This window comes from Citrobacter sp. MGH106 (assembly GCF_001037495.1).
Taxonomy (GTDB): Bacteria; Pseudomonadota; Gammaproteobacteria; order Enterobacterales; family Enterobacteriaceae; genus Citrobacter; species Citrobacter murliniae.
Window position 1 is genome coordinate 3825925 of the sequence record NZ_KQ089822.1, and the last position, 24339, is coordinate 3850263.

The window sequence follows — 24339 nt, forward strand, 5'->3', positions numbered from 1 at the left end:
TCCTGTTTTTTTGTTGCCTCAGATATCAACGAAATTAAAAATGCAGGAGAAACCAGAAACATAATCTGTGAATCCCAGCGCATAAAAATGTTTTAAATCGGGTTTTAATAGGCAAAAAGGAGATGCCATGAGCCGTTCACAGAACTTACGCCACAATGTGATTAACCAGATAATCGATGATATGGCACGCGGTCATATCCCTTCCCCGCTGCCTTCGCAAAGCGCACTGGCTGAAATGTACAACATTAGTCGTACCACCGTACGCCACATGCTGAGCCATTTAGGCGAATGCGGCGTATTAACGCAGGTAGGAAGCCACTACGTTATCGTACGCAAACCCAACCATGAGGATGGTTTTTCGTGTACCACAGCCTCCATGACCGAGCAAAATCGAATTTTTGAGCAGGCATTTTTCACCATGATCAACCAGCGCCAATTGCGCGCAGGTGAAAGTTTTTCCGAGTTGCAGCTTGCCAGAGCCGCCGGCGTCAGCCCGGTAGTTGTACGGGAATATCTTTTAAAATTCGAACGTTACAATCTGATAAAGAATGAGAAGCGCGGTCAGTGGAGCATGAAGCAGTTCGATCAGGCCTACGCCGAACAACTGTTCGAATTGCGAGAAATGCTGGAAACACATTCCCTGCAACATTTCCTGAATCTGCCCGACGATGACCCGCGTTGGTTACAGGCAAAAACACTGCTTGAGCGCCATCGCATACTGCGCGACAGCATCGGCAGTAGCTTTCGTATGTTCTCGCAGTTAGATCGTGAGTTCCATGCTTTGCTGCTATCCGCCGCTGATAATATATTTTTTAATCAATCACTTGAAATTATCTCTGTGATTTTCCATTTCCACTATCAGTGGGATGAAAGCGACCTCAAGCAACGCAACATCATTGCCATTGATGAGCATATGACCATCCTCAGCGCGCTGATTTGCCGCAGCGACCTGGATGCTACCCTGGCACTCTGCAACCATTTGAATTCAGCCAAACAATCGATGATTCGCTCCATCAACCAAAGTAGCCACAACGCTCATTAAGAACAGATAAAAAACAGGAAATCATTACCGGGAGCACGATTCTATAAAAATAAAAACGCCAGAAAATACCTCTTGCCTATGCTCACGCTAAGTCGACTGCATTAAAAACTTTTGTGAGCGGTGATGAACAAATTGATTTGTCACTGGTATTTTTTCAATACTGCGCAACTGCACGTTGTGTAACAAATAATTTATTGAGGTTCAGGAGTCCGGCGTGGAAAAAAATAATATTACACTCGACCCAAGTTCTTCGTTTGACACGCCCTCATCTGCGGATATTAATGTTCCGCCTGAGGGCATGGTTCAACGCAGTAGTCGAATAAAACGTATTCAGACCACAGCAATGATTTTATTATTTTTTGCTGCGGTTATTAATTATCTCGACCGCAGTTCGTTGTCGGTAGCGAACTTAACTATTCGTGAAGAACTGGGACTCAGTGCAACGCAAATCGGCATCCTGTTGTCCGTGTTCTCTCTCGCTTATGGTATTGCGCAACTTCCCTGCGGCCCGCTGCTGGATCGTAAAGGTCCACGCATTATGTTGGGACTGGGTATGTTCTTCTGGTCGCTGTTTCAGGCGATGTCCGGTATGGTACACACCTTCACCCAGTTTGTACTGGTACGTATCGGGATGGGGATTGGCGAAGCGCCAATGAACCCATGCGGTGTGAAGGTAATCAACGACTGGTTTAACATCAAAGAGCGTGGCCGCCCGATGGGATTGTTCAACGCTGCCTCCACGATCGGTGTCGCCATTAGTCCGCCGATCTTGGCTGCGATGATGCTGGTCATGGGCTGGCGCTGGATGTTCATTACCATCGGTGTGCTGGGCATTTTCCTCGCCATTGGCTGGTATATGCTTTACCGCAACCGCGAACAAATTGAACTGAGCGCCACTGAACAAGCGTATCTGAATGCGGGGAGCGTCAATGCTCGTCGCGATCCACTGAGTTTTGCCGAATGGCGCAGCCTGTTCCGTAACCGCACTATGTGGGGCATGATGCTGGGCTTTAGCGGTATTAACTATACGGCATGGTTGTATCTGGCCTGGCTGCCGGGTTACCTGCAAACTTCTTATAACCTTGATTTAAAAAGCACCGGATTAATGGCGGCAATCCCATTCCTGTTTGGTGCAGCCGGGATGCTGATTAATGGCTTTGTCACCGACTGGCTGGTAAAAGGGGGTATGGCTCCCATTAAGAGCCGTAAGATTTGTATCATTGCCGGAATGTTCTGCTCGGCTGCATTCACCTTCGTAGTGCCGCAGGCAACAACGTCCATGGCTGCAGTTTTACTGATCGGGATGGCGCTGTTCTGCATCCACTTCGCCGGAACATCCTGCTGGGGACTAATCCACGTTGCGGTGGCTTCACGCATGACCGCCTCAGTGGGCAGCATCCAGAACTTTGCCAGCTTTATTTGTGCATCGTTCGCGCCGATCGTCACCGGATTTATTGTTGATACAACGAACTCTTTCCGTCTGGCGCTGATTATCTGCGGTTGCGTTACCATGGTAGGCGCGCTCGCTTACATCTTCCTGGTCCGCCAGCCAATTAGCGATCCACGTCAGGAGTAATTACCCCAATGATCCGGTAACAGCGCGTTACCGGATCGTAATCCCCCCCTGTTATACTTTCCCGCATGAATATACTTTTCCGTGATACCACCCTCACTGATATCGCAACTCTGCCCGGCATTGAACGCTCAGCAGGACAGCGTTTTCTACACATACCCTCGCTTGCGTGGATCGCAGGCGATCACATCATTTCGCTCGAGCAACATCGGCAATACGTCTTACAACAGATGAGCTGGCTGGCGCTTGCGGATAATCACCCCGTTGGATTTTTACTGACAGAAGCGCAAGAGTCCTCGCTTTTCATTGCCGAAGTCTCTCTGCATCTGGAATGGCAGGGAAAGGGTATTGGTAGCGGATTGATTCACTATGTCGCGAACCAGGCGCGTGAGAAAGGTTATACATCGCTAACGCTGACTACCTTCCGCGATGTTCCATGGAATGCACCATTCTATGCCCGACTGGGGTTTGAGATGCTGGCCGACAATGCCCTTCCAGCGATGCTACACCAGAAAAGAGAAGAGGAAGTGGCGCATGGTCAGGTGTATGAATCACGCTGCGCCATGCGCCTGAAGCTGAGTTAGCTGCCCGGTAACCGGAAAAGTGACATCCAGCTACTTTTAGTTAAAACGTTTCCCAGTTCTCTCCGGCATCCGTTACCGCAGCTTTACGCGGTTGAGCGGTGGTTGATACCGGTTTTGCTGCAGTAACATCACGCGCACGCTGTTGATCGTGCTGGATACGGAATACAGCAACAGCCTGAGTCAGACGGCTGGCCTGTTCTTCCAGTGCGGCAGCGGCAGCGGCGGATTCTTCCACCAGCGAGGCGTTCTGTTGCGTCACGCGATCCATTTCAGCAACGGCCAGACCAACCTGGTCGATACCACGGCTCTGCTCGTCAGATGCAGAGGCGATCTCACCCATAATATCGGTCACACGGGTTACCGCATTCACGATCTCATCCATGGTTTCACCGGCGCTTTCAACCAGCGTTGAGCCGACATCCACACGGCTGACCGAGTCTTCAATCAGACTCTTGATCTCGCGCGCGGCCTGAGCACTACGCTGTGCCAGGTTACGGACTTCACCTGCGACTACCGCAAACCCACGTCCCTGTTCACCCGCACGTGCCGCTTCTACCGCCGCGTTGAGAGCCAGGATGTTAGTCTGGAAGGCAATACCATCGATAACACTAATAATGTCGGCGATTTTCTGCGAACTGGAAGCGATGTCACGCATGGTTTGCACCACGTTATCCACCACTTTCCCGCCTTTTTGCGCGGTTTCTGAGGCACTCAGCGCCAGATGGCTGGCCTGGCGCGCGTTTTCCGCGTTCTGCTTCACAGTCGCCGTCAACTCTTCCATGCTGGCCGCGGTTTCTTCCAGAGAGGCCGCCTGCTGCTCAGTACGTGAAGAGAGATCGTTATTGCCCATCGCAATCTCGCTGGCACCGCTGTAAATGGCGTTGGCGCCGTTACGCACATCGCCGACGGTGCTCATCAACTCACCCTGCATGTGACGCAAACTTTCTGCCAGTTGACCAATCTCGTTGGAACCTTCCACATCAATACGTTTCACCAAATCGCCGCTGGCAATATGACGAATGCTATCGATCAGTCGATTCATCGGGGCAATAAGCGAAAGCTTAATACCAAACCAGACAGCGATAATTGCTGCCAGTACGGTAATCAATACACATACCAGCACCCACAGCGCCTGGCTGTAGGAACTGTTGTTGTCCTCAACCGCGATGTCATACAGGCGATCGTTCTGCTGCATGTAGCTCATATACTGCTTCTCAAAACCATCCTGATAGCTTTGAGTCGGTTGATCAAAGAACGCATTGATCTTCCCATCACCCAGCAACTGGATCAGCTCCGCCAGCGCACCGTGGTAGATATCATACGTGCGGTTGATCTCCTGGAAAGCGGCTTCGCTTTGACGCGGATCGCGTGGGAGCGATTCATAAATCGCCCAGTTTTTTTCCGTCAGTTTCAGCGCGGTGCTGGCTACCTGCATCAGTTCTGCAACGGTCGCACCGCTGCCAATATTGCTCTGATCCATCATGTAGCGAATGCCTGCCCGGTTAAGGGTATTTCGCGTTTGCAGCAATTCAACCCAGGTCGCATTCAGCGCAGACTGCTGCTGGCGAATAGTTTGCAGAACGGTAAAGTTCTCTTTGTCATTCTTTAATGAGTTAAAGAACAAACCCCCTGAGGCAAGCTGTAAAAGGCCAAACAGCGCCAGTACCAGCAATAGGCTGGTAACAATCTTCATTCGTTTTAACATGTTTTCTCTTTCCGCTAGACAGATGTCAGAATTTTCGGCCTGGAAAGCGAAAACTTTACGAATATCGTTCAAAAAGCAGATGTTCTGGCGACATCTGGCGCAGAAAAAAGCAGTAAATACCACTCGTATACATAACGCAAACTAGCGCCATGACTCCTTTCCCCACCTTTTAAGAGGGCTTTTCATTGCCGTAAGCTTCGGCTACCAATAGTGGGTCTGTTTTATCATCGGCTATAACAAGGAAGTCCTTCTGTGAAAAATAATTATCTCGACTTACTTTCTAACGCGTTTCCCTTCATGGTATTGGGACTCTTTTTAGGGGCGATGACCCCGGTCGTGCCAAAGCTATTTATTCCGGAGATTTCAGATATTTTACTGGAGAATGTCGCGCCCAAAAGCATCATGTTCCTGATAATTTTGAATGCGTTACTCACCGTCATTTTACTGAGATTCAGTGGCAGGTTTGATCCGGACAAAAAATTAGCTGCTTTTTTCTATGAAAAATTTTCATTTAAATTCAATGAACTAGGGAAATCCATCACGGCGGCCACTGTTGGCACACTGCTCGGTCTCACGCTGGCAATGCTGCCCTATGGCGAATTTCGCATGGCTGGAATCGGTATTTATTTTTCGGCGATGCTGCTCGTGATATGGAGGGTATTCGACTTCCTTAACCACCTGAGTAGAAACGAAGTCGATAAAGCAGAGAAGTACATATTTTATACCGTTGTTATTCTCATAACCCTCTATTACCTCTACCTCATTGCAAAGCCAGTGTGACTACTGTCGACAGTTCATAATCGCCCCATGAAATTATGTGATGAAAATCACATAATTTCATGCTGTTACGCCGAATGAAAACCGCTCACTGACACTTGGGACCGCTTAAGCTGACATACAACCACTCACTTATTTACCTTACTTTACGCGCGTAATTCTCTGGCAAGATCCTCTGCAGCATAGCAGTCAATTTACCTCCTCAAACACAAGATCAAACCCAAGCGGCTTCGGCCAATTATTAATCTAATACCAGGTTTTACTATGGATACGAAAAAGATATTCAAGCACATACCCTGGGTGATTCTCGGAATCATCGGTGCTTTCTGCCTCTCGGTAGTGGCCTTACGTCGGGGTGAACACATCAGCGCCCTGTGGATTGTGGTCGCCTCTGTCTCTGTTTATCTGGTGGCTTATCGCTACTACAGCCTGTACATCGCCCAGAAGGTGATGAAACTTGACCCGACGCGTGCCACGCCGGCGGTCATCAACAATGACGGTCTGAACTACGTACCGACCAACCGTAACGTATTATTCGGTCACCACTTTGCCGCTATCGCCGGTGCAGGTCCGCTGGTTGGGCCGGTACTGGCCGCACAGATGGGCTATCTGCCTGGTACGCTGTGGCTGCTGGCCGGCGTTGTGCTGGCGGGTGCTGTGCAGGACTTCATGGTGCTGTTTATCTCTTCCCGCCGTAACGGTGCGTCTCTCGGTGAGATGATCAAAGAAGAGATGGGCCCGGTACCGGGAACTATTGCGCTGTTCGGCTGCTTCTTAATCATGATCATCATCCTCGCGGTACTGGCGCTGATCGTGGTGAAAGCACTGGCTGAGAGCCCGTGGGGTGTATTCACCGTCTGCTCAACCGTACCAATCGCGTTGTTCATGGGTATCTACATGCGCTTCCTGCGACCAGGACGTGTGGGTGAAGTGTCGGTGATTGGTATTGTGCTGCTGGTTGCCTCCATCTACTTCGGCGGCGTGATTGCCCACGACCCGTACTGGGGCCCGGCACTGACCTTTAAAGACACCACCATTACCTTTACGCTTATTGGCTACGCGTTTATCTCTGCGCTGCTGCCGGTATGGCTGATCCTCGCTCCGCGTGACTATCTGGCTACCTTCCTGAAAATCGGCGTTATCGTCGGTCTGGCTGTGGGGATTGTTATCCTCAACCCGGAACTGAAAATGCCGGCGATGACACAGTACGTTGATGGTACGGGTCCGCTGTGGAAAGGTGCTCTGTTCCCATTCCTGTTTATCACCATCGCCTGTGGTGCGGTATCTGGTTTCCATGCGCTGATCGCCTCTGGTACCACGCCGAAACTGCTGGCCTGTGAAACCGACGCGCGTTTCATTGGTTATGGCGCGATGCTGATGGAATCCTTCGTGGCGATTATGGCGCTGGTTGCAGCATCCATCATCGAGCCAGGTCTGTACTTCGCAATGAACACCCCGCCTGCGGGCCTTGGCATCACCATGCCGAACCTGCATGAAATGGGTGGCGAGAACGCGCCGTTGATTATGGCGCAGCTGAAAGACGTTACCGCACACGCAGCGGCAACCGTCAGCTCTTGGGGCTTCGTGATTTCGCCTGAGCAGATCCTGCAAACTGCGAAAGATATCGGCGAACCGTCCGTACTGAACCGCGCTGGTGGCGCACCAACGCTGGCTGTTGGTATCGCTCACGTGTTCCATAAAGTACTGCCGATGGCTGACATGGGCTTCTGGTACCACTTCGGTATTCTGTTTGAAGCACTGTTCATCCTGACCGCACTGGATGCCGGTACCCGTTCTGGCCGCTTCATGCTGCAGGATTTACTGGGTAACTTCGTACCGTTCCTGAAGAAAACTGACTCTCTGGTTGCGGGTGTTGTCGGTACTGCGGGCTGCGTAGGTCTGTGGGGCTACCTGCTGTATCAGGGCGTGGTTGATCCGCTGGGCGGCGTTAAGAGCCTGTGGCCGCTGTTCGGTATCTCTAACCAGATGCTGGCAGCCGTGGCACTGGTTCTGGGTACCGTGGTTCTGGTTAAAATGCAGCGTACCAAATACATCTGGGTTACTGTTATCCCGGCAGTATGGCTGCTTATCTGCACCACCTGGGCGCTGGGTCTGAAACTGTTCAGCACCAACCCGCAGATGGAAGGCTTCTTCTTCATGGCAAATCAGTACAAAGAGAAGATTGCCAACGGCGGTGAGCTGACCGCACAGCAGATTGCCAACATGAACCATATCGTCATCAACAACTACACCAACGCCGGCCTGAGTATTCTGTTCCTGGTGGTGGTGTACAGCATCATTTTCTACGGGTTCCGTACCTGGCAGAAGGCCCGCGCCATCAACGGTCGCTCTGATAAAGAGACGCCGTATGTACCAGTGCCGGAAGGCGGCGTGAAGACCTCTTCACACCACTAAGATGTATTCAGCCCCGCTCCGGCGGGGCTTTTCGCTTATCAGGATTGTTTATGTTTGGTACTTTAGGTCAGGCAAAAAAATATCTCGGTCAGGCGGCAAAGATGTTGATTGGTATTCCGGACTACGACAACTACGTCGAGCACATGAAGACCAACCACCCCGATAAGCCGTACATGACCTACGAAGAATTCTTCCGCGAGCGCCAGGAAGCCCGCTACGGTAGCGGCGGAAGCAGTTGCTGTTAGAAGGAGAAATGAATGACCCCGATTGCAGTTACCCTACTCACCGGTTTTCTTGGCGCAGGTAAAACGACCCTGCTGCGCCATATTCTCAACGAGCAGCACGGTTACAAAATTGCCGTCATCGAAAACGAATTCGGCGAAGTCTCGGTGGACGATCAACTGATTGGCGACCGTGCCACGCAGATCAAAACCCTGACCAACGGCTGTATCTGCTGCACCCGTTCGAGCGAGCTGGAAGACGCATTGTTAGACCTGCTCGATAACCTCGACAAAGGTGCCATCAATTTTGACCGTCTTGTGATTGAGTGCACCGGCATGGCCGATCCCGGCCCGATTATTCAGACCTTTTTCTCCCATGAAGTGATTTGCGAACGCTACCTGCTGGACGGCGTGATTGCGCTGGTTGATGCGGTACATGCCGACGAACAAATGAATCAGTTCACCATCGCCCAGTCGCAAGTAGGCTATGCGGATCGCATTCTGCTGACTAAAACTGACGTCGCCGGCAACAGTGAAAAATTGCGCGAGCGCCTGGCGCGCATCAATGCACGCGCACCGGTATATACCGTGACTCACGGCGATATAGACCTCGCGCAACTGTTCGACACCAATGGTTTTATGCTGGAAGAGAACATCGTCAGTGCCAAACCGCGCTTCCACTTTATCGCCGACAAGCAAAACGATATATCCTCGATCGTCGTCGAGCTGGATTACCCGGTGAACATCAGCGACGTGTCGCGAGTGATGGAAAATCTGCTGCTGGAATCCGCCGAGAAACTGCTGCGCTACAAAGGCATGCTATGGATTGACGGCGAACCCAACCGCCTGCTGTTTCAGGGCGTGCAACGCCTGTACAGCGCCGACTGGGACCGCCCATGGGGCGACGAACAACCGCACAGCACACTGGTGTTTATTGGCATTAACCTGCCGGAAGACGAGATCAGAGCAGCGTTTGCGGGGTTGAAGAAGTAACTCCCTGCTGATTTGCCCGGTGGCGCTACGCTTACCGGGCCTACAAATAGCACTTTCCCGTAGGCCGGATAAGGCGCAGCCGCCATCCGGCACTCACTCCCCACTCACTCGGTAATCACAAACCGCGTCGCGGCAAAGCAGTTCAAAACCCGGTGCACCAGAAATACCATCGTCAGCGTTGCCACCAGCGCGACGGTGACGGAGGTGATGCGGTACAGATCGCTGAATACCAGGTCCTGATCCGGGTGCAGATTCTGGCCAAACATAATGCCGATGGTGGTGATACTGGCAAAACCCACGCCTGCGCCGACTTTTTCCATTACGTGCAGGCGGGCGCTGAACGCCAGCCCGAGGCCAATCAGCGGCATCATCAACACCATATGGTTGCTGAAATCATAGATAAGCAGCTGCACCAGCAGAATATACAGGCAGGCCAGCACTACACCGACCACGCGCCAGAGAGAACTGATCACCGCGCCGCGGTAGTGCATCGGAAACAGGATCAAAATGCCCGCCATCAGTGCCGACAGCGAATCACTCAAATCACAGATCTGGAAGACCACAAAAATCATCGTCGCCACCGTACCGGAAAGCAGCGACTCATGGCGAACCCGGGCGGCATCCTTCTCAATGCGCGGCGGCGGCTGGCGCGCCTCCACATCCGGGATCAGATAATTCAGCAGCGCGCTCAGCGCCACCGCCATTACGCAGGCCTCCATATTGGAGAACATCAGCGTATGCCAGTTGGTGGTGGGATAGCTCATAAAGTTGAGCATCGTGCTCTGACACACCACGCCCATCGAGCCGAGCAGAAACAGCGGCCCTTTGCTCATAAAGCGAAAACGCATCACGTACAAGCCGAACACCACCAGCGTCATAATCAGCGGCCACTGTGAGAGATAGCCGACGATTAGCACCATTTCAACACAGTTCACCGCTGCGCTGAACACGAACTGTTTTGCCACATGGCGGTTGAACACCGGCACCAGCGACAACAGCATCAGCGGATAAACCACAAAAAACACGCCGTACTGCACGTTGTAGAAGGTCGAGATACTTAGCGCGATTGTCCCGGCAACGGAGATACGCAGGGTCTGGCGAAAATCATTGGCGGTGTAGACAATGTTCCCGTGCGGCGTAAAGACGTGGGCCAGAGTGTTAATAGACATAATGCAGCCAGCTAACGAGATGGATCTGCGCCCCGGCAAAGGTGCGGGCGAACATCCCCTCGCTGTTATACAGCTGTACCGTGGCGCGCGCCCCGGTCGGTAACGGCGTGTCGAGCGGTTCGTTCAGCGCTACGTGAATGCGCATACGCTGGGCATCGCGCACCCAACGGGTAGACTGTTCCGGTTGCGACAACTGGCCGTTAACCTGCTCCTGACCCGCCAGAATACCGGCATCACTGCTGGTGACACGGGCAGAGAAAACCTTGCCCGGCATGGCGTCGAACACCACGGCGGCATCGGTATCCACCCGGGTGTGGCGCAGGCTTTTCTCGCGAAAATCAGCCACGATATCGGTCTGATGGCTGACCAGCGCCAGCAGCGGCGTGGCGGCGGTCGCGTAAAGTCCGGGGCTAAGCTGAAGATTGCTCACCGTGCCGTTGGTCTCTGCATACACTTTGCTCCAGCCGAGGTTCAGTTGCGCCTCTTCCAGCGCGTTACGGTATTTTTGCAACGTCACGTTACGCTTATCATCGCGCTCACCGCGCTGAATCAGCAGGTTCTGAATACTGGCATTAAGTGCCGCCACCGACTGCTCGCTGGTTTGCCAGGCGGTGCGCACCTTGTCGAGATCGGATTGCGACACGTTCTGCATGGCACTCAGGCGCTGATAGCGGTCAAAGGTGGTCTTATCGTTGCGGGCGTTGAATTGCGCGGTGCGCAGGTTGGCACGGGCAGAGGAGATCTGCGCATCCAGCTGTTGGTTGCTCAGCTTCGCCTGCTCAAGGGCGATTTGCGCGGCCTCGACCTTATTGAAAAACGGCGTCGGATCCAGTTCGTACAGCAAATCGCCCTTCTTCACCTGGCTATTATTGTGTACATGCACCTGCGAGACGTATCCGGATACGCGTGAGGAAATGGGCGTTACCACGCGCATCACCGTGGAGTCCGGCGTCAACGGGATCCAGATATCGGCAACGATAAACCAGGCGAATACTACCAGGAAAGCGGCAATACTCACCCTTACCCAACGGGCAAATTTTTGTTCTGGGGTCATCATAGTTTTTTAGTGTTGATTGTCTTCTTCGCGGATTGTCCGCAAATTGCAGGCGAGTTGATTTAAGGTCGTGCTGAAAGAGGCAAGCTCCGCTTCAGGAATGGTGCAGGTGACGCGATGTTGGTATGTCTCAATCACCCGGTTAAGTTCTTCAAGCCTTAAGCGGCCTTGCTCGGTCAGCGTTAGCAGGCGGATGCGTTTGTCATAAGGCGATGTGGAACGCAGCAGATACCCCTGCTTTTCCAGCTGCGAGAGGGTGCGCATCAGCGGCGGCAGTTCAATGCCCTGCACCTCCGCCAGTTCGCTGACTGAAACATTGTCACCCAACTGATGCAGTTGCATCAGCACCGTCCAGCTTGACTGCGTCAGGCCAGTATCGGTGATGGCAGCATCAATAATGGCCCGCCACTGGCGCACCACCATTGCCATGCGCATCCCCATCGGTCGGCAGGCAAACAGTTCATCTTCAGTCATCTTACTTTCCTCTCATCGCTGATAAGAAAATAATACTTATCAGGGTAAGTATCAAGAAACGGACCAACCAGAAGCATGAATTGATAAATATCGTGAATATAAAAAAGGCCAGGGCGATAACCACCGGCCTTTGTCATCGGAAGAAAAATCATTCCACCTGATCGCGTCGCAGCCCGACATCCCGCAGCCGCTCGTCGCTCATCTGCTGCAATATACGCCGCGTTTGCGCCCGCAGATGCCAGCGTTTTATCGCCTGCCAGATCTGCACCAAACCAATAAACGGCTGTTTTGCTTTATTCTCGTGAAATTCCATACTTTGCCTCCCCGCCTTGCCAGAGGCTTATCTTCGCGGATTTACCGCCAGACAATACAGATTCAAAAAGTACTTTTATTTAACATACAGATTGATTAAAACAGTATCTGCATACGGTTTTTTCCATCGTTCTGTATTGGTTTATCCATCTGTATGGCAACAATGAGGGATACAGCATGACCCGTTACCAACATCTGGCCACACTACTGGCCGAACGCATTGAGCTGGGGCTGTATCGCCATGGTGAAAAACTGCCGTCGGTGCGCAGCCTGAGCCAGGAACACGGGGTGAGTATCAGTACCGTCCAGCAGGCGTATCAGATGCTGGAACAGCGGCAGTTGATCACCCCGCAGCCGCGTTCCGGTTACTTTGTCGCGCCGCAAAAAGCGCAGCCGCCCGTACCACTGATGTCGCGCCCGGTCCAGCGTCCGGTGGAGATAACCCAGTGGGATCAGGTGCTGGACATGTTGGCAGGTCATGCAGACAAATCGATAATTCCTTTCAGTAGCGGCGTCCCCGATATCAATCAACCCAGCCTGAAACCACTCTGGCGCGAATTAAGCCGCGTAGTGCAGCACAATTTAGGAGCGGTGCTGGGCTACGACGAACTGGCTGGATGCCGCGAACTGCGTAATCAGATTGCCCGTCTGATGCTGGACGGCGGCTCGGTCGTCAATGCAGATGACATTATCATCACCAACGGTAGCCAGAGCGGAATGTCGCTGGCGCTACTGACGGTCTGCCAGCCAGGAGATATCGTCGCCGTAGAATCGCCCGCCTACTACGGTACGATGCAACTACTGCGCGGTTTAGGGATTAAGGTTATTGAGATCCCAACCGATCCGGATACCGGCATCAGTGTTGAGGCGTTGGAACTGGCGCTGGATCAGTGGCCCATTAAAGGGGTGATTCTGGTCCCTAATTGCAATAATCCGCTCGGGTTTATTATGCCGGATGCGCGTAAGCGGGCGGTCCTCGCCCTCGCTCAGCGCCACGATATTGTTATTTTTGAAGACGATGTGTATGGCGAGCTGGCAACAGAATACCCGCGCCCGCGCACCATCCACTCCTGGGATATCGACGGTCGGGTACTGTTGTGCAGTTCGTTTACCAAATCCGTAGCGCCGGGCCTGCGCGTGGGTTGGGTTGTTCCTGGCCGCTACCATGACAAACTTCTGCATAAAAAATACGCCGTTATCGGCACCAACGTTCCTGCCACGCAGTTGGCAGCGGCAACCTTTGTGCGCGACGGCCACTATCATCGCCATGTCCGGCGTATGCGCCAGATCTATCAGCGTAATATGGAGATCTACACCTGCTGGGTACGGGAATATTTCCCCTGTGAGATCTGCGTCACCCGCCCCAAAGGCGGCTTTATGCTGTGGGTAGAGTTACCGCTGCAGGTCGATATGGTCTGTGTCGCCAAACAACTCTGTCGGCTGAAAATACAGGTCGCACCGGGATCGCTGTTCTCTGCCTCAGGGAAGTATCGCAACTGTGTACGCATTAACTGCGCGTTACCGCCAAACGAGAAGCATCGGGAAGTGATGCAGAAGCTCGGCGAAGCGGTAAAGGTGGCGATAGAATAAATTGAATGCCCGGTAGCGTAAGTTCACCAGGCGGGAGAGTACGCCATTCCCGTAATACCTAATGGCTCAGGTTATAAAGTTCATCAGTGGGAAGCCGGGTAATTTTTTGTACCGTACTGATCTCAATACCGTCTGCCAGCATGGTGCGAGCAATACGCCGTGCTTCAGCGCGTTGACCTTCGATAAGCCCTTCTTGTAGCCCTTCCTCTCGACCTTCCAGCCTGCCTTTTTGTAATCCTGCTTCATGCAGCCTTTCTGCGATCGTCATCAAATTCTCCTTATGTTGCGGTGAACGTTCGGCAACCTCACGGATAAACTCATTGAAGCGAGGAGCATCGCCGGTGCACAAAATATAATTAAACAGTGTCTTAATCTGGCTGTCATTAGTGGACCCGGTAACGAGCAGAGAAACAATTTGTTCAACCAATCCCATAAGATCGCGCTGACGGATATGTTTCTGGATTAGCTCGAGCAATGCCATACGTCGATGCTGCACAATTTCATCGTCAGGGATAACCGTAATATCTACCAGCGGAAACGCTGCAGCATACAGCTGGCGTGCCAGCCCTGGGTTAGCAAACTCATCCAGCCAGCACAGCGACCAGGGATACGGGCTTTTGGCACCGTGATAAAACAGCATCGGCACCACCAAAGGCAGTTGCTTATGTCCGGCATCTAAATGTTTCTGCATGGCTGCTATCGCATAGCGCATCAACCTGAACGCCATATGCGCATCCGGTGTGCTCTGGTGTTCAATCACCACATAAATATATCCATCCCCTTCCGTCGTTTTCACAGACCACAACACATCGGAATAATACGCACGTAAATCCTCTTCAATAAAACTGTCAGACTCGAGATTCAGCGTCTGAAGATCGCAAATTTCACGAAGCGAAGCAGGAAGATGAATCTGCAGAAAATCCCGCGCGGTCTCAGGGTGACGTAAAAACGTCTTAAAAACTGCATCATGCGGTGTGGAGGCTGGCGCTTTATTCATAGCAATCCGTCACCTGAAAGTAAGATGTCGTGACTGTAGCGCCGGTAAACCACGCCCTCACCTCCTACTTTTTACCTTTGCGAGGCATTTTCAGAGATAAATTCGTCTCTCTGCAACGTTCGCATTTCTCTGGAATGCATTACGTAAAAGCACCATGTCGATACACAACACCACTTTTTCACCATGCGGCCTGTGCTATAACAAACCATCACTTTCATGGAGGACACGATGTGACGCATACCCGCGATATTCCACAGTCATTCTGGCGTGATGAACAGCTTCCGTGGCTGGAGCTGCGCAGCACCTGGTGCAGTCAGCAGGCCTATAAGCGTCACCACCATCCCCAGCTTTCGATTGGGGCGATTCTTGAAGGAGAGACATGCTGCATATGTGATGGCAAGGAATACCGCCTGAGCGTAGGCGATCTCATCGTGATCCCGCCTCTGGTGCCTCACAGCTGCAACCCTGTCAGCGGGCAGTTTCGCAGTTACCATATGCTCTATCTTGATGCGCAGTGGTGTCGCTCTCATCTTTCAGCATTGAACTGTAACCCGCAATTTTACTCGCCCACACCCGTGATCCATGACCCACCGTTATTTCAGTGCTATGTGCATCTTGTGGCGTTAATGCGCCAACAGCGGACGGCGCAAATAACCGATGCAGCAATTGTGCTGCTGCGTTCACTGCCGTTGCTGTCGAGAAAACCAACTAACCTAAGCGTCACCAGTCAGTATCTGCGTGAGCGGTTGCAGTCCAGCCTGTTGGCACCGCCCTCGCTGGATGAACTGGCAAATGAATGCAGCATGCGTAAAGAAACGCTGATCCGTACTTTCAAACAAGATACCGGGCTGACGCCGGGAAGCTACCTGAATATTGTGCGGATTAACTATGCCCGCGGGCGGTTGCGCGCCGGGGATGATATTGCCGATGTCAGCTACCAGAGCGGGTTTGCCGACCAGAGCCATTTCCATCGCACCTTTGTCCGTTACACCGCAGCCACGCCGCGTCAGTACGCGTTGGGACGATCAATATCAGACAATAATTAATGTTATGTCAGGCGTAGGGTGATCGCAGATTCATATTCTGAGGTCACTATGGAACGGCTTTCTGCACTCTTCCCCTCCGCTTTTCCCGCACTGGCGCTGGCGCATTTTATGGCGTTGCTCAGTCCCGGGCCGGATTTCTTTTTACTGATCGCCTACGCTGTACGTTATCGGCTGCGTGGTAGCGCCGGGCTGTGTGTGGGCATCGCCATCGGCAATGGGTTGTATATCCTGCTGGCAATTATCGGCTGGGGGATCCTGCGACAGATCCCTCTGCTGTTTACAGCCATTGAATTACTGGGTGCGCTCTATTTATTGTGGATTGGTAGCCTGCTAATCCGCAGTCGTCCGCAAATCGTGGCTGGAGCAGATGCCCGCCTCAATCGCCCTGGATTTGGCAAACAACTGCTGCTGGGACTGGGTTCATCACTGCTCAACCCCAAAAATGCGCTGTTCTATCTGGCGCTGATGACCGCCCTGCTCGGCCCGTCGGTGACGTTGCTACAACAAACCGTTAGCGGTATCTGGATGACGAGCGTAGTGCTGGTCTGGGATCTATTGATCGTGATGTTCATCGGTTTGCCGCAGATCCAGAAACGGTTAACCAGAGGGATCCTGTGGATCGAGCGCATCGCTGGAGGCGTGTTGATCATCTTCGGCAGCGCGATCGCACTGCGGTTTTTACACAGCCTCACGCTCAGTTAAGCATGGTGATTTTCTTCAGATTAACCCTATAAACTCGTTTAATTATCATCCAATTCGCATTACACTGCGGTTTGACTATTTTCCGTTCAACTTAATTCTCTTCCCGAGGTGTGATGTGCTGATTGTTACCTGTAATCGTTACGCTTTCTGACCTCATCAGAGATGCGTATGTCCTGTTTGTGCTTCGCGCAGACAGCGTTTTTGATTACATGAAATTCAGTACATCTGCAGTCTGTTTTTTCTGTCACCAGCCTGACGTCTCAAAAGACGGTATTGAATTTCGCTATTCCCGTTGAGGGTATTCTCCCGACAAGGAGCTGTTTTTATGCAACGGATTTTCGCGTTTTTCGCCCAACGCGCCACAACGCTATTCTTCCCCATCGCGCTGATTTTATATGACTTCGCCGCCTATTTGTCGACGGACCTGATCCAGCCCGGCATCATTAATGTAGTACGGGATTTTAACGCCGATGTCAGCCTGGCACCGGCTGCGGTCAGTCTGTATCTGGCGGGAGGTATGGCGCTGCAGTGGCTGTTAGGTCCGCTTTCCGACCGAATTGGCCGCCGACCGGTACTGATTGCAGGAGCATTAATCTTTACTCTTGCCTGTGCGGCCACGTTGTTCACCACCTCAATGACGCAATTTCTGATCGCGCGTTTTATTCAGGGCACCAGCATCTGCTTTATCGCCACGGTAGGTTATGTCACGGTGCAGGAGGCATTTGGTCAAACTAAGGCCATTAAACTGATGGCGATAATCACCTCCATTGTGCTGGTTGCGCCGGTTATCGGCCCACTCTCCGGGGCGGCGCTGATGCACTTTGTACACTGGAAGATCCTGTTTGCCATTATCGCCGCTATGGGGCTTATCGCCCTGATTGGGTTAGCGTTAGCGATGCCGGAAACTGTCCAGCGCGGCTCGGTGCCGTTCAGTGCGCGCAGCGTACTGCGTGATTTCCGCGACGTTTTTCGCAACCGGGTGTTCCTCTTTGGCGCAGCCACACTTTCGCTGAGTTATATCCCGATGATGAGCTGGGTAGCGGTTTCGCCAGTGATCCTGATTGATGCCGGCGGCATGACCACATCGCAGTTTGCCTGGGCGCAGGCTCCGGTATTTGGTGCCGTGATCGTCGCCAATATGGTGGTCGTGCGTTTTGTGAAGGATCCAACGAAGCCGCGCTTTATCTGGCGTGCTGCGCCCATTCAACTGAGCGGACTGGCGGTACTGATTGGCGGTAATTTGCTGTGGCCGCATGTGTGGCTGTGGTCGGTGCTGGGGACCAGCCTGTATGCATTTGGCATCGGGATGATCTTCCCAACGCTATTCCGTTTTACGTTGTTTTCTAACAACTTGCCGAAGGGTACGGTCTCCGCATCGCTAAACATGGTGATCCTGACAGTGATGGCAGTTTCGGTCGAAGTCGGACGCTGGCTGTGGTTTAACGGCGGCAGGCTTTCGTTTCACCTGTTGGCGGTCGTGGCGGGTATTGCCGTGGTGTTCACGCTGGCCGGATTATTGAAGCGAGTGCGTCAGCATGAGGCAACAGCGTTAGTCACCGAAAACTAAACTTCTATAAGCTGCCCCCGGTACCTGAACACTAATATTCGTGTTTGCAAGTCGGGGGCAAGCCATAACAAGCCATAAGAAGCCATAAATAGTGCATCTACTTTTGATCATCTGGCTAAATGTAACGGAACTTCAGCATCCGGTTCATGCGTGATCCGATTTCTCAGGTCACGGCGAATCATTTCAATCACCCAAAACCAAAAAATGTGCCCCACTATTTCAGAAACATATTCATCGAATGGTAGTTGGGACAACGGTGGTGAAAGATGAAATGCCGGGATGAAGATACCATGAACAGCCACTGTCACGATCAACCCCGCTAATACACCTTGCCAAAGTTTTACTTTCGGAAAAATTTCAGCAGCGACACAGTAACCCACGGCAAAGACTAAGGAAAAAATGATGTGCGTTACCATCACCGGATTAATCACGTGTTCTGAAAAAGTGTAAACCGTCTGCGTCGGATCAATCCCCAGATAGTCTCTCAGGAAAAGATACGGCGGATTAAATTCATTACGTCCCAAAGAAAACGTTCTGGGAGGAAGTGGGACTTCAGCCCCCCACTTAACAAATGCAGAGAGAATCCCGGAAACGATACCAACCAGTAACGCGACACCATAATGACGACGTTCCGGCGCTGTTCTTATAAAAAAATCATTAAGATTCATAATATAACCATCCCTTACGTAAAATAATAACATTGAGGATCCTGATCAATGCTACCCGTATGAGATGATGGAAATTGTGACAAAGATTAATTTTGACAAAAAATGATCTAATTTGATTTTAAATGATGTATTTTGATTGGTATTGTCGACCACAACTTCTATGCAACCCCGCAAAACAAGCACTTTATCCGGCCTGTGTAGCCACAGCAGGCCGGATAAGCGTCTGCATTTATCACTTTACGTTACGCGATTCGTGCAAACCCCGCTTCCAGATCAGCAATCAGATCGCCAACATCTTCCAGGCCGATATGCACCCTGACCAGCGTTCCGCTGAAATCGACATCCCCGGCTGGGCGAATGCTGTTCAGCTCTTCCGGCTGGTTGGCCAGAATGAGTGATTCGAATCCTCCCCACGAATAGGCCATATGGAACAAAGAAAAATTATCGAGAAAATTCGCCATCTGTTCGTCGGTCAGTCTCTTTTTCAGGACAAACGAGAACAGGCCTGAGCTACCGGCAAAATCACGCTGAAAATACTCATGACCGGGGCATTCCGGTAACGCCGGATGATTCACCCGCGCCACTTCAGGTCTCGCCGACAGCCAACGCGCAATATGGATGCTGCTCTCCTGGTGCTGTTTAAGACGTACAGCCAGCGTACGTAATCCGCGGCTACCGTTGTAAGCCGTATCGGCATCCAGCGTTTGCCCCATCAGATAGGAGTTTTCACGCAAACGATCCCAACAGCGGGCGTTCGACACCGCCGTCCCCAGCATGCCGTCCGAATGGCCAATGGTGTACTTCGTGCCAGCCTGAATGGAAATATCCACGCCGAAGTCCAGCGCTTTAAACAGCACTCCCGCCGCCCAGGTGTTGTCGATCATGATGACGATCTCTGGGTTCACCGCGCGGATCGCCTTCACCATTCCCGGCACGTCCTGCACTTCCATAGTGATTGAACTGGGGGATTCCAGGAACACCACTTTCGTCTCAGGGCGCAGAAGATCGACAATGCCTGCACCAATTAGCGGATCGTAATAAGTGGTTTCCACATTGAATTTACACAGGATCTTATTACAGAAATCCTGAGTGGGTTCATAGGCCGCTCCGGTCATCAGGATATGATCGCCGCTTTGGACAAACGCCAGAATCGCATTGGTGACCGCCGCCGCACCGCACGGGTACAGCGCACAACCCGCACCGCCTTCCAGGTCGCTCATTGCCTTCTGGAATGCGAAGTGTGTGTAAGTTCCGCGACGACCGTAGAACAGTTCGCCATTCGCACGATTGGCGGTGGCAAATTTTTTGTCCTTCACGGTATCGAACACCAGCGAAGAGGCGCGCTGGATCACCGGATTCACCGCTCCCTGGGTGTAACGTTTGTCGCGACCAGCAACGACCAGTTGCGTTTCAAGCTTGATTGCGTCTTTCATAACTTCTCCTGTTCTAAATCCGTGTGAAAACCTATACCACCGCAGCAGTAGAGTTTATTTCAGTATTGGTCTGCTTTTTTCCAGCGAACCGCTCAACAATCTGTGCCGCATTCAAATCATGGATCACGTTAATCAGCGTGGCCGGAGCATCGGTAATCGTGCCCAGCACCACCAGCATCGGGATGGCTTCCATCGGCAAGCCCAGCGTCGTCACGATAAAAATCTCGCCTAAAAACGCCCCACCTGGTACACCGCCGACAATAATGGCGGAGAGAACGGCAATCAGCATCGTCAGGAAGAATGTCTCAGTGGTGAACTCCATGCCCAGCACCGAATAGATAAAGACGATTTTCAGTGCGGCAATCATCGCCACGCCGCCTTTATTCAGGTTGACCAGTAGCGGAATAGAGACATCAACGATTTCCGGGTTAATTCCCATCGCCTTACCCGCACGTAGTGTCACAGGAAGTGTGCCCAGTGAAGAACACGTCCCTAACGCCGTGGCTGACGGTTCAATCGCATTACGCCAGAAGGCTTTAACCGCCGGAATACCGCCGCCAATATACGAATAGAGAATAGAACCCAAAACGAAGTAGACCAGCGTGGCAACCATAAACAGACCAATGGCGCGGGCAAAGGTTAACAGTAGACCAGAGTCCTGGCTGGCCATCGTGGCGGCGAAATAGCAGCCAAGACCAATCGGCGCCACTTTCATAATGATTGAAACGATCTTCATGATGACGGTGTTGGCATCTTCCAGCAGCGACGCAATACGCTTACCCGCCTGTTCAGATTGTCCTATCGCCACTCCGGCGATAATCGCCATCACGATCAGCGCCAGAATATTGGACTTAGAGAACAGCCCGATAAAGTCACTGGTGGTGATCATACTGACAAAATCCATCTTGCCGCTGCCCGCCTGTACAGACTGCGAAAGATCGATAGTGACGCCCTGCGCCGGGTTATACCATAGCGCCAGCGCCACAATTCCAGCAGCCGGAATAAAGGCCATTGCGATCGAGACAATAAAGATAATCGCCATAATACGTCCCAGCCTTTTCAGGTCGGTCATACTGGCGATGGAGGACATGACGCTGATACCCACCAGCGGCACAATAATCATAAATAACAGGTTTAAAAATATCTGACCTATTGGTTGGAGTTTACTTGCAAACGTCGGGGCATAAATACCTAATAAGCCACCAATAACCAGAGCAATTAATAAAATAATCGACGATTTGTAGGGTTCGAGTCGTGACCACATAATGGGTACCTTTAAAATTATAAAATATTAAATGAGATTAAATTCACATTTTGATGAGTTTTCGCTCCGCCTCCTTATATTTGTGATGCAACTCACTTAAGTTGTTATTTTTTCATTTTGCCAGCAAGTTGTTTCCTGTGATTCAATAGTTGCATGTTTAAAACGCGAATGTAACGGCCTATTCGTACCGTTTATGCAAATCACTTGTGAATTTAAGGAAACAATGAGCACGCCGATTTCACTCAAGCATCTGGAGTTTTTTGTCAAAATCGTCGACTGCGGAGGATTATCTGAAGCCGCCGCGCAACTCAACGTATCGCCTTCAGCGGTAAGTAAAAGCCTGACTGCCATGGAGGACACGCTGGGTACGACATTAATTAAACGTACCACCCGCAGTATTACTCTGACCGATGCAGGGCAATATTTATTTAACCGCGCGAATAAGTTATTGAAAGAGTTTGATGAAACGCTGAACACGACCTCCGGCTATTACCACAGTCCGCAGGGTGAATTACGTATAACCTGTTCGATTGCTTTTGGTTATTCACGACTGGTAAACCTGGTAGATAAATATCGCTCCCAGTTCCCGGATGTGAATCTGTATATCGATCTCAACGATAACTTTGTCAATCTGAACGAAACAGATTTCGACATCGCCCTGCGCATCTCCACAGCACCGCCACAAAACTATGCGATGCGCAAGCTGGTGCCTATCCGCTGGGCGTACTGCGCATCACCCGGCTACCTTGCCAAAAAAGGTATGCCCCAGCACCGTAGCGATCTGGTGAATCATGATTGTCTGGTTTACCCCGGCCTCACGCCGGTGCTAAAAGTGGCAGATGAACAGGATCGTCTGCATCAGTTGAAGCTGCACATGCCAATCCAGGCCAACAGCAGTCTGGTATTGCTGAAATCGGTATTAGAAGATCAAGGGGTGGCGTATTTACCCACCTATCTGATTGGCGATCATATTCAAAAAGAAGAGATAACGCCGCTGATGCTCGATGGCACCATCACCTGCGAAACCCACGCCCTTTACGCGCTCTATTTTCCCAGCAAGTACAGTAATCCGAAGGTGCGATCGTTTATCGACTTTCTGGTAACGGAACTCGGTCCATTACCCGCATGGGACAACTGGATCCCTGGGTAAAATCTCCACCTAAAAATGGGAGGTACGCCACATTTTTTGCGCGATCCCAGCGTCTGGCTCTATCCTTAAGCCTATGAATAAAATTACTGAACTCAAACGCGCCAAGCGACTGGCGCTCTCTCTGCTGCTGATCGCTGCTGCGACGTTCGTCATCACCCTGTTTCTGCCGCCAAACTTCTGGGTACTCGGAATCAAGGCGATAGCCGAAGCGGCGATGGTTGGCGCACTGGCGGACTGGTTCGCCGTGGTGGCACTTTTTCGTCGGGTACCGATTCCATTTATCTCGCAACACACGGCGATCATCCCGCGTAACAAAGACAGAATCGGCGAGAACCTCGGTCAGTTCGTGCAGGAAAAATTCCTCGATACCCAGTCGCTGGTGGCGTTGATCCGCCGCCATGAGCCGGCCTTGCTGATTGGTAACTGGTTCAGCCAGCCGGAAAACGCCCAGCGCATTGGTCAGCACCTGCTGCAAATTATGAGTGGTTTTCTCGAACTGACCGACGACTCCCGCATCCAGCGGCTGATCAAGCGCGCGGTGCACAAGGCTATCGACAAGGTTGATCTTTCCGGTACCAGTGCGCTAATGCTGGAAAGCATGACCAAAAACAATCGCCACCAGGAGCTGCTCGACACTCTGATTACGCAGTTGATCACCCTGCTACAGCGCGACAGCTCACGGGCGTTTATTGCGCAGCAGATCGTGCGCTGGCTGGAGACAGAACACCCGCTAAAAGCGAAACTCCTGCCGACCGAATGGCTGGGCGAGCACAGCGCCGAGCTGGTGTCTGATGCGGTCAACTCCCTGCTGGATGACATCAGCCACGATCGGACGCATCAGATCCGCCATGCCTTCGATCGCGCCACGTTTAAACTGATTGATAAGCTCAAACACGATCCGGAGATGGCTGTCCGGGCGGAAAGTCTCAAAAGCTATCTGAAAGAGGATGAAGCCTTTAACCGTTATCTCGGCGAGTTGTGGGCGGATCTGCGCCAGTGGGTGAAAACCGACATTAACGCCGACGATTCCCGCGTGAAACAGCGTATCGCCAGTGCCGGGCAGTGGTTCGGTGAAACGCTGGTTGCCGACAGCGCCTTGCGCGCTTCGCTGAATGGGCATCTTGAGCAGGCCGCGCGTAAGATCGCACCGGAGTTCGCTACCTTCCTGACACGCCATATCAGCGACACGGTAAAAAGCTGGGATGCGCGTGATATGTCACAGCAAATCGAGCTGAACATCGGCAAAGATTTGCAGTTTATTCGCGTCAACGGCACGCTGGTTGGCGGTTCTATAGGACTGGTGTTATATCTGTTGTCGCAAATTCCTTCCCTGCTGACACTGCCGAATTTTTAAGGAGAAAAAATGGCTGAAATCACTCTGGCCCCGGCGGATCGTGATCGTCTGCGTAGCGAGCTTGAAACGTACTGTAGCGACCACTTTGATCTTGAGCTTGAACAATTCGACGCCGAGTTCTTTATTGATTTTATTATCGAAAAACTGGGATCTGCTTTCTACAACGCGGGAATTGAAGAGGCGATCCGCACCCATATTGCCTGGAGCGAACGGATCCAGGAAGAAATGGATCTGAAGAAAATTCTATGA

23 protein-coding genes are annotated in these 24339 nt (G+C 51.9%); 14 read left to right on the forward strand and 9 right to left on the reverse strand.

Annotated elements, in window-relative coordinates; genetic code table 11:
- Positions 1 to 127 precede the first annotated feature (127 nt).
- The 3 genes from SK36_RS17845 to SK36_RS17855 all read left to right on the forward strand — a co-directional run bounded on the left by SK36_RS17845 (position 128) and on the right by SK36_RS17855 (position 3199).
- Positions 128 to 1042 (forward strand): GntR family transcriptional regulator, encoded by a 915-nt coding sequence (locus tag SK36_RS17845; RefSeq protein WP_045439416.1) that lies wholly within the window; start codon positions 128 to 130, stop codon positions 1040 to 1042.
- Between the two features lie 214 nt (positions 1043 to 1256).
- Entirely contained in the window at positions 1257 to 2618 is a 1362-nt protein-coding gene (locus SK36_RS17850; protein WP_045439413.1) for an MFS transporter, read from the forward strand.
- A 65-nt stretch (positions 2619 to 2683) separates the two neighbouring features.
- The gene (locus SK36_RS17855; RefSeq protein ID WP_048222144.1) at positions 2684 to 3199 is read left to right on the forward strand and encodes a GNAT family N-acetyltransferase; all 516 of its coding nucleotides are present in this window, start codon (positions 2684 to 2686) and stop codon (positions 3197 to 3199) included.
- Between the two features lie 40 nt (positions 3200 to 3239).
- On the opposite strand, the gene tsr is transcribed toward SK36_RS17855, so the two are convergent.
- The gene (tsr, locus tag SK36_RS17860) at positions 3240 to 4904 is read right to left on the reverse strand and encodes a methyl-accepting chemotaxis protein (protein ID WP_048222802.1); all 1665 of its coding nucleotides are present in this window, start codon (positions 4902 to 4904) and stop codon (positions 3240 to 3242) included.
- A 252-nt stretch (positions 4905 to 5156) separates the two neighbouring features.
- Between tsr and SK36_RS17865 the strand changes: the two genes are divergently transcribed.
- The 4 genes from SK36_RS17865 (at position 5157) to yjiA (ending at position 9310) form a co-directional block, all read left to right on the forward strand.
- On the forward strand, positions 5157 to 5684 hold the full coding sequence (locus tag SK36_RS17865) for a hypothetical protein (RefSeq protein ID WP_048222146.1): 528 nt from the start codon (positions 5157 to 5159) through the stop codon (positions 5682 to 5684).
- Between the two features lie 261 nt (positions 5685 to 5945).
- A complete protein-coding gene (gene btsT, locus SK36_RS17870) occupies positions 5946 to 8096 on the forward strand; it encodes a pyruvate/proton symporter BtsT (RefSeq protein WP_048222148.1) in 2151 nt (716 codons plus the stop codon).
- A 50-nt stretch (positions 8097 to 8146) separates the two neighbouring features.
- Positions 8147 to 8341 (forward strand): YbdD/YjiX family protein, encoded by a 195-nt coding sequence (locus SK36_RS17875; protein ID WP_003830038.1) that lies wholly within the window; start codon positions 8147 to 8149, stop codon positions 8339 to 8341.
- Positions 8342 to 8353: 12 nt separating this feature from the next.
- Positions 8354 to 9310 carry a GTPase gene (yjiA, locus tag SK36_RS17880; RefSeq protein WP_045439401.1) on the forward strand — a complete coding sequence of 319 codons (957 nt, stop codon included), beginning with the start codon at positions 8354 to 8356 and terminating at the stop codon, positions 9308 to 9310.
- A 104-nt stretch (positions 9311 to 9414) separates the two neighbouring features.
- On the opposite strand, the gene SK36_RS17885 is transcribed toward yjiA, so the two are convergent.
- The 4 genes from SK36_RS17885 to SK36_RS23975 form a co-directional block, all read right to left on the reverse strand.
- Positions 9415 to 10479 carry a DUF2955 domain-containing protein gene (locus tag SK36_RS17885; RefSeq protein WP_048222150.1) on the reverse strand — a complete coding sequence of 355 codons (1065 nt, stop codon included), beginning with the start codon at positions 10477 to 10479 and terminating at the stop codon, positions 9415 to 9417.
- Entirely contained in the window at positions 10469 to 11536 is a 1068-nt protein-coding gene (locus tag SK36_RS17890) for an HlyD family secretion protein (RefSeq protein ID WP_048222152.1), read from the reverse strand. The genes SK36_RS17885 and SK36_RS17890 overlap by 11 nt, the downstream gene beginning before the upstream one ends.
- 6 nt (positions 11537 to 11542) lie before the next feature.
- Positions 11543 to 12007 (reverse strand): MarR family winged helix-turn-helix transcriptional regulator, encoded by a 465-nt coding sequence (locus tag SK36_RS17895; protein WP_045439395.1) that lies wholly within the window; start codon positions 12005 to 12007, stop codon positions 11543 to 11545.
- Positions 12008 to 12155: 148 nt separating this feature from the next.
- Positions 12156 to 12320, reverse strand: a complete 165-nt coding sequence (locus SK36_RS23975) for a DUF1127 domain-containing protein (protein ID WP_071828888.1) — start codon at positions 12318 to 12320, stop codon at positions 12156 to 12158.
- A 176-nt stretch (positions 12321 to 12496) separates the two neighbouring features.
- On the opposite strand from SK36_RS23975, the gene SK36_RS17900 reads away from it, so the two are divergent.
- A complete protein-coding gene (locus SK36_RS17900; RefSeq protein ID WP_048222154.1) occupies positions 12497 to 13909 on the forward strand; it encodes an aminotransferase-like domain-containing protein in 1413 nt (470 codons plus the stop codon).
- Between the two features lie 58 nt (positions 13910 to 13967).
- On the opposite strand, the gene SK36_RS17905 is transcribed toward SK36_RS17900, so the two are convergent.
- On the reverse strand, positions 13968 to 14906 hold the full coding sequence (locus SK36_RS17905) for an Rpn family recombination-promoting nuclease/putative transposase (protein WP_048222155.1): 939 nt from the start codon (positions 14904 to 14906) through the stop codon (positions 13968 to 13970).
- Between the two features lie 230 nt (positions 14907 to 15136).
- Here SK36_RS17905 and SK36_RS17910 point away from each other — a divergent pair, with 230 nt between their 5' ends.
- From SK36_RS17910 to mdtM, 3 genes are all read left to right on the forward strand, one after another.
- On the forward strand, positions 15137 to 15952 hold the full coding sequence (locus SK36_RS17910) for a helix-turn-helix transcriptional regulator (RefSeq protein WP_048222157.1): 816 nt from the start codon (positions 15137 to 15139) through the stop codon (positions 15950 to 15952).
- Positions 15953 to 16000: 48 nt separating this feature from the next.
- Complete coding sequence (locus SK36_RS17915) at positions 16001 to 16654, forward strand: LysE family translocator (RefSeq protein WP_045439384.1); 654 nt, start codon at positions 16001 to 16003, stop codon at positions 16652 to 16654.
- A gap of 325 nt (positions 16655 to 16979) precedes the next feature.
- On the forward strand, positions 16980 to 18221 hold the full coding sequence (gene mdtM / locus SK36_RS17920; RefSeq protein WP_045439381.1) for a multidrug efflux MFS transporter MdtM: 1242 nt from the start codon (positions 16980 to 16982) through the stop codon (positions 18219 to 18221).
- Between the two features lie 107 nt (positions 18222 to 18328).
- Here mdtM and SK36_RS17925 read toward each other — a convergent pair whose 3' ends face one another.
- From SK36_RS17925 to SK36_RS17935, 3 genes are all read right to left on the reverse strand, one after another.
- Positions 18329 to 18889, reverse strand: a complete 561-nt coding sequence (locus SK36_RS17925; protein WP_045449427.1) for a YagU family protein — start codon at positions 18887 to 18889, stop codon at positions 18329 to 18331.
- A 242-nt stretch (positions 18890 to 19131) separates the two neighbouring features.
- A complete protein-coding gene (gene metC / locus SK36_RS17930) occupies positions 19132 to 20322 on the reverse strand; it encodes a cystathionine beta-lyase (RefSeq protein ID WP_048222159.1) in 1191 nt (396 codons plus the stop codon).
- 31 nt (positions 20323 to 20353) lie between these two features.
- Positions 20354 to 21586, reverse strand: a complete 1233-nt coding sequence (locus tag SK36_RS17935) for a dicarboxylate/amino acid:cation symporter (protein WP_045439370.1) — start codon at positions 21584 to 21586, stop codon at positions 20354 to 20356.
- Between the two features lie 223 nt (positions 21587 to 21809).
- On the opposite strand from SK36_RS17935, the gene SK36_RS17940 reads away from it, so the two are divergent.
- The 3 genes from SK36_RS17940 to SK36_RS17950 all read left to right on the forward strand — a co-directional run bounded on the left by SK36_RS17940 (position 21810) and on the right by SK36_RS17950 (position 24339).
- Complete coding sequence (locus SK36_RS17940; protein WP_045439367.1) at positions 21810 to 22736, forward strand: LysR family transcriptional regulator; 927 nt, start codon at positions 21810 to 21812, stop codon at positions 22734 to 22736.
- A gap of 73 nt (positions 22737 to 22809) precedes the next feature.
- A complete protein-coding gene (locus tag SK36_RS17945) occupies positions 22810 to 24090 on the forward strand; it encodes a DUF445 domain-containing protein (RefSeq protein WP_045439364.1) in 1281 nt (426 codons plus the stop codon).
- A 9-nt stretch (positions 24091 to 24099) separates the two neighbouring features.
- Entirely contained in the window at positions 24100 to 24339 is a 240-nt protein-coding gene (locus tag SK36_RS17950) for a DUF2164 domain-containing protein (protein ID WP_045439361.1), read from the forward strand.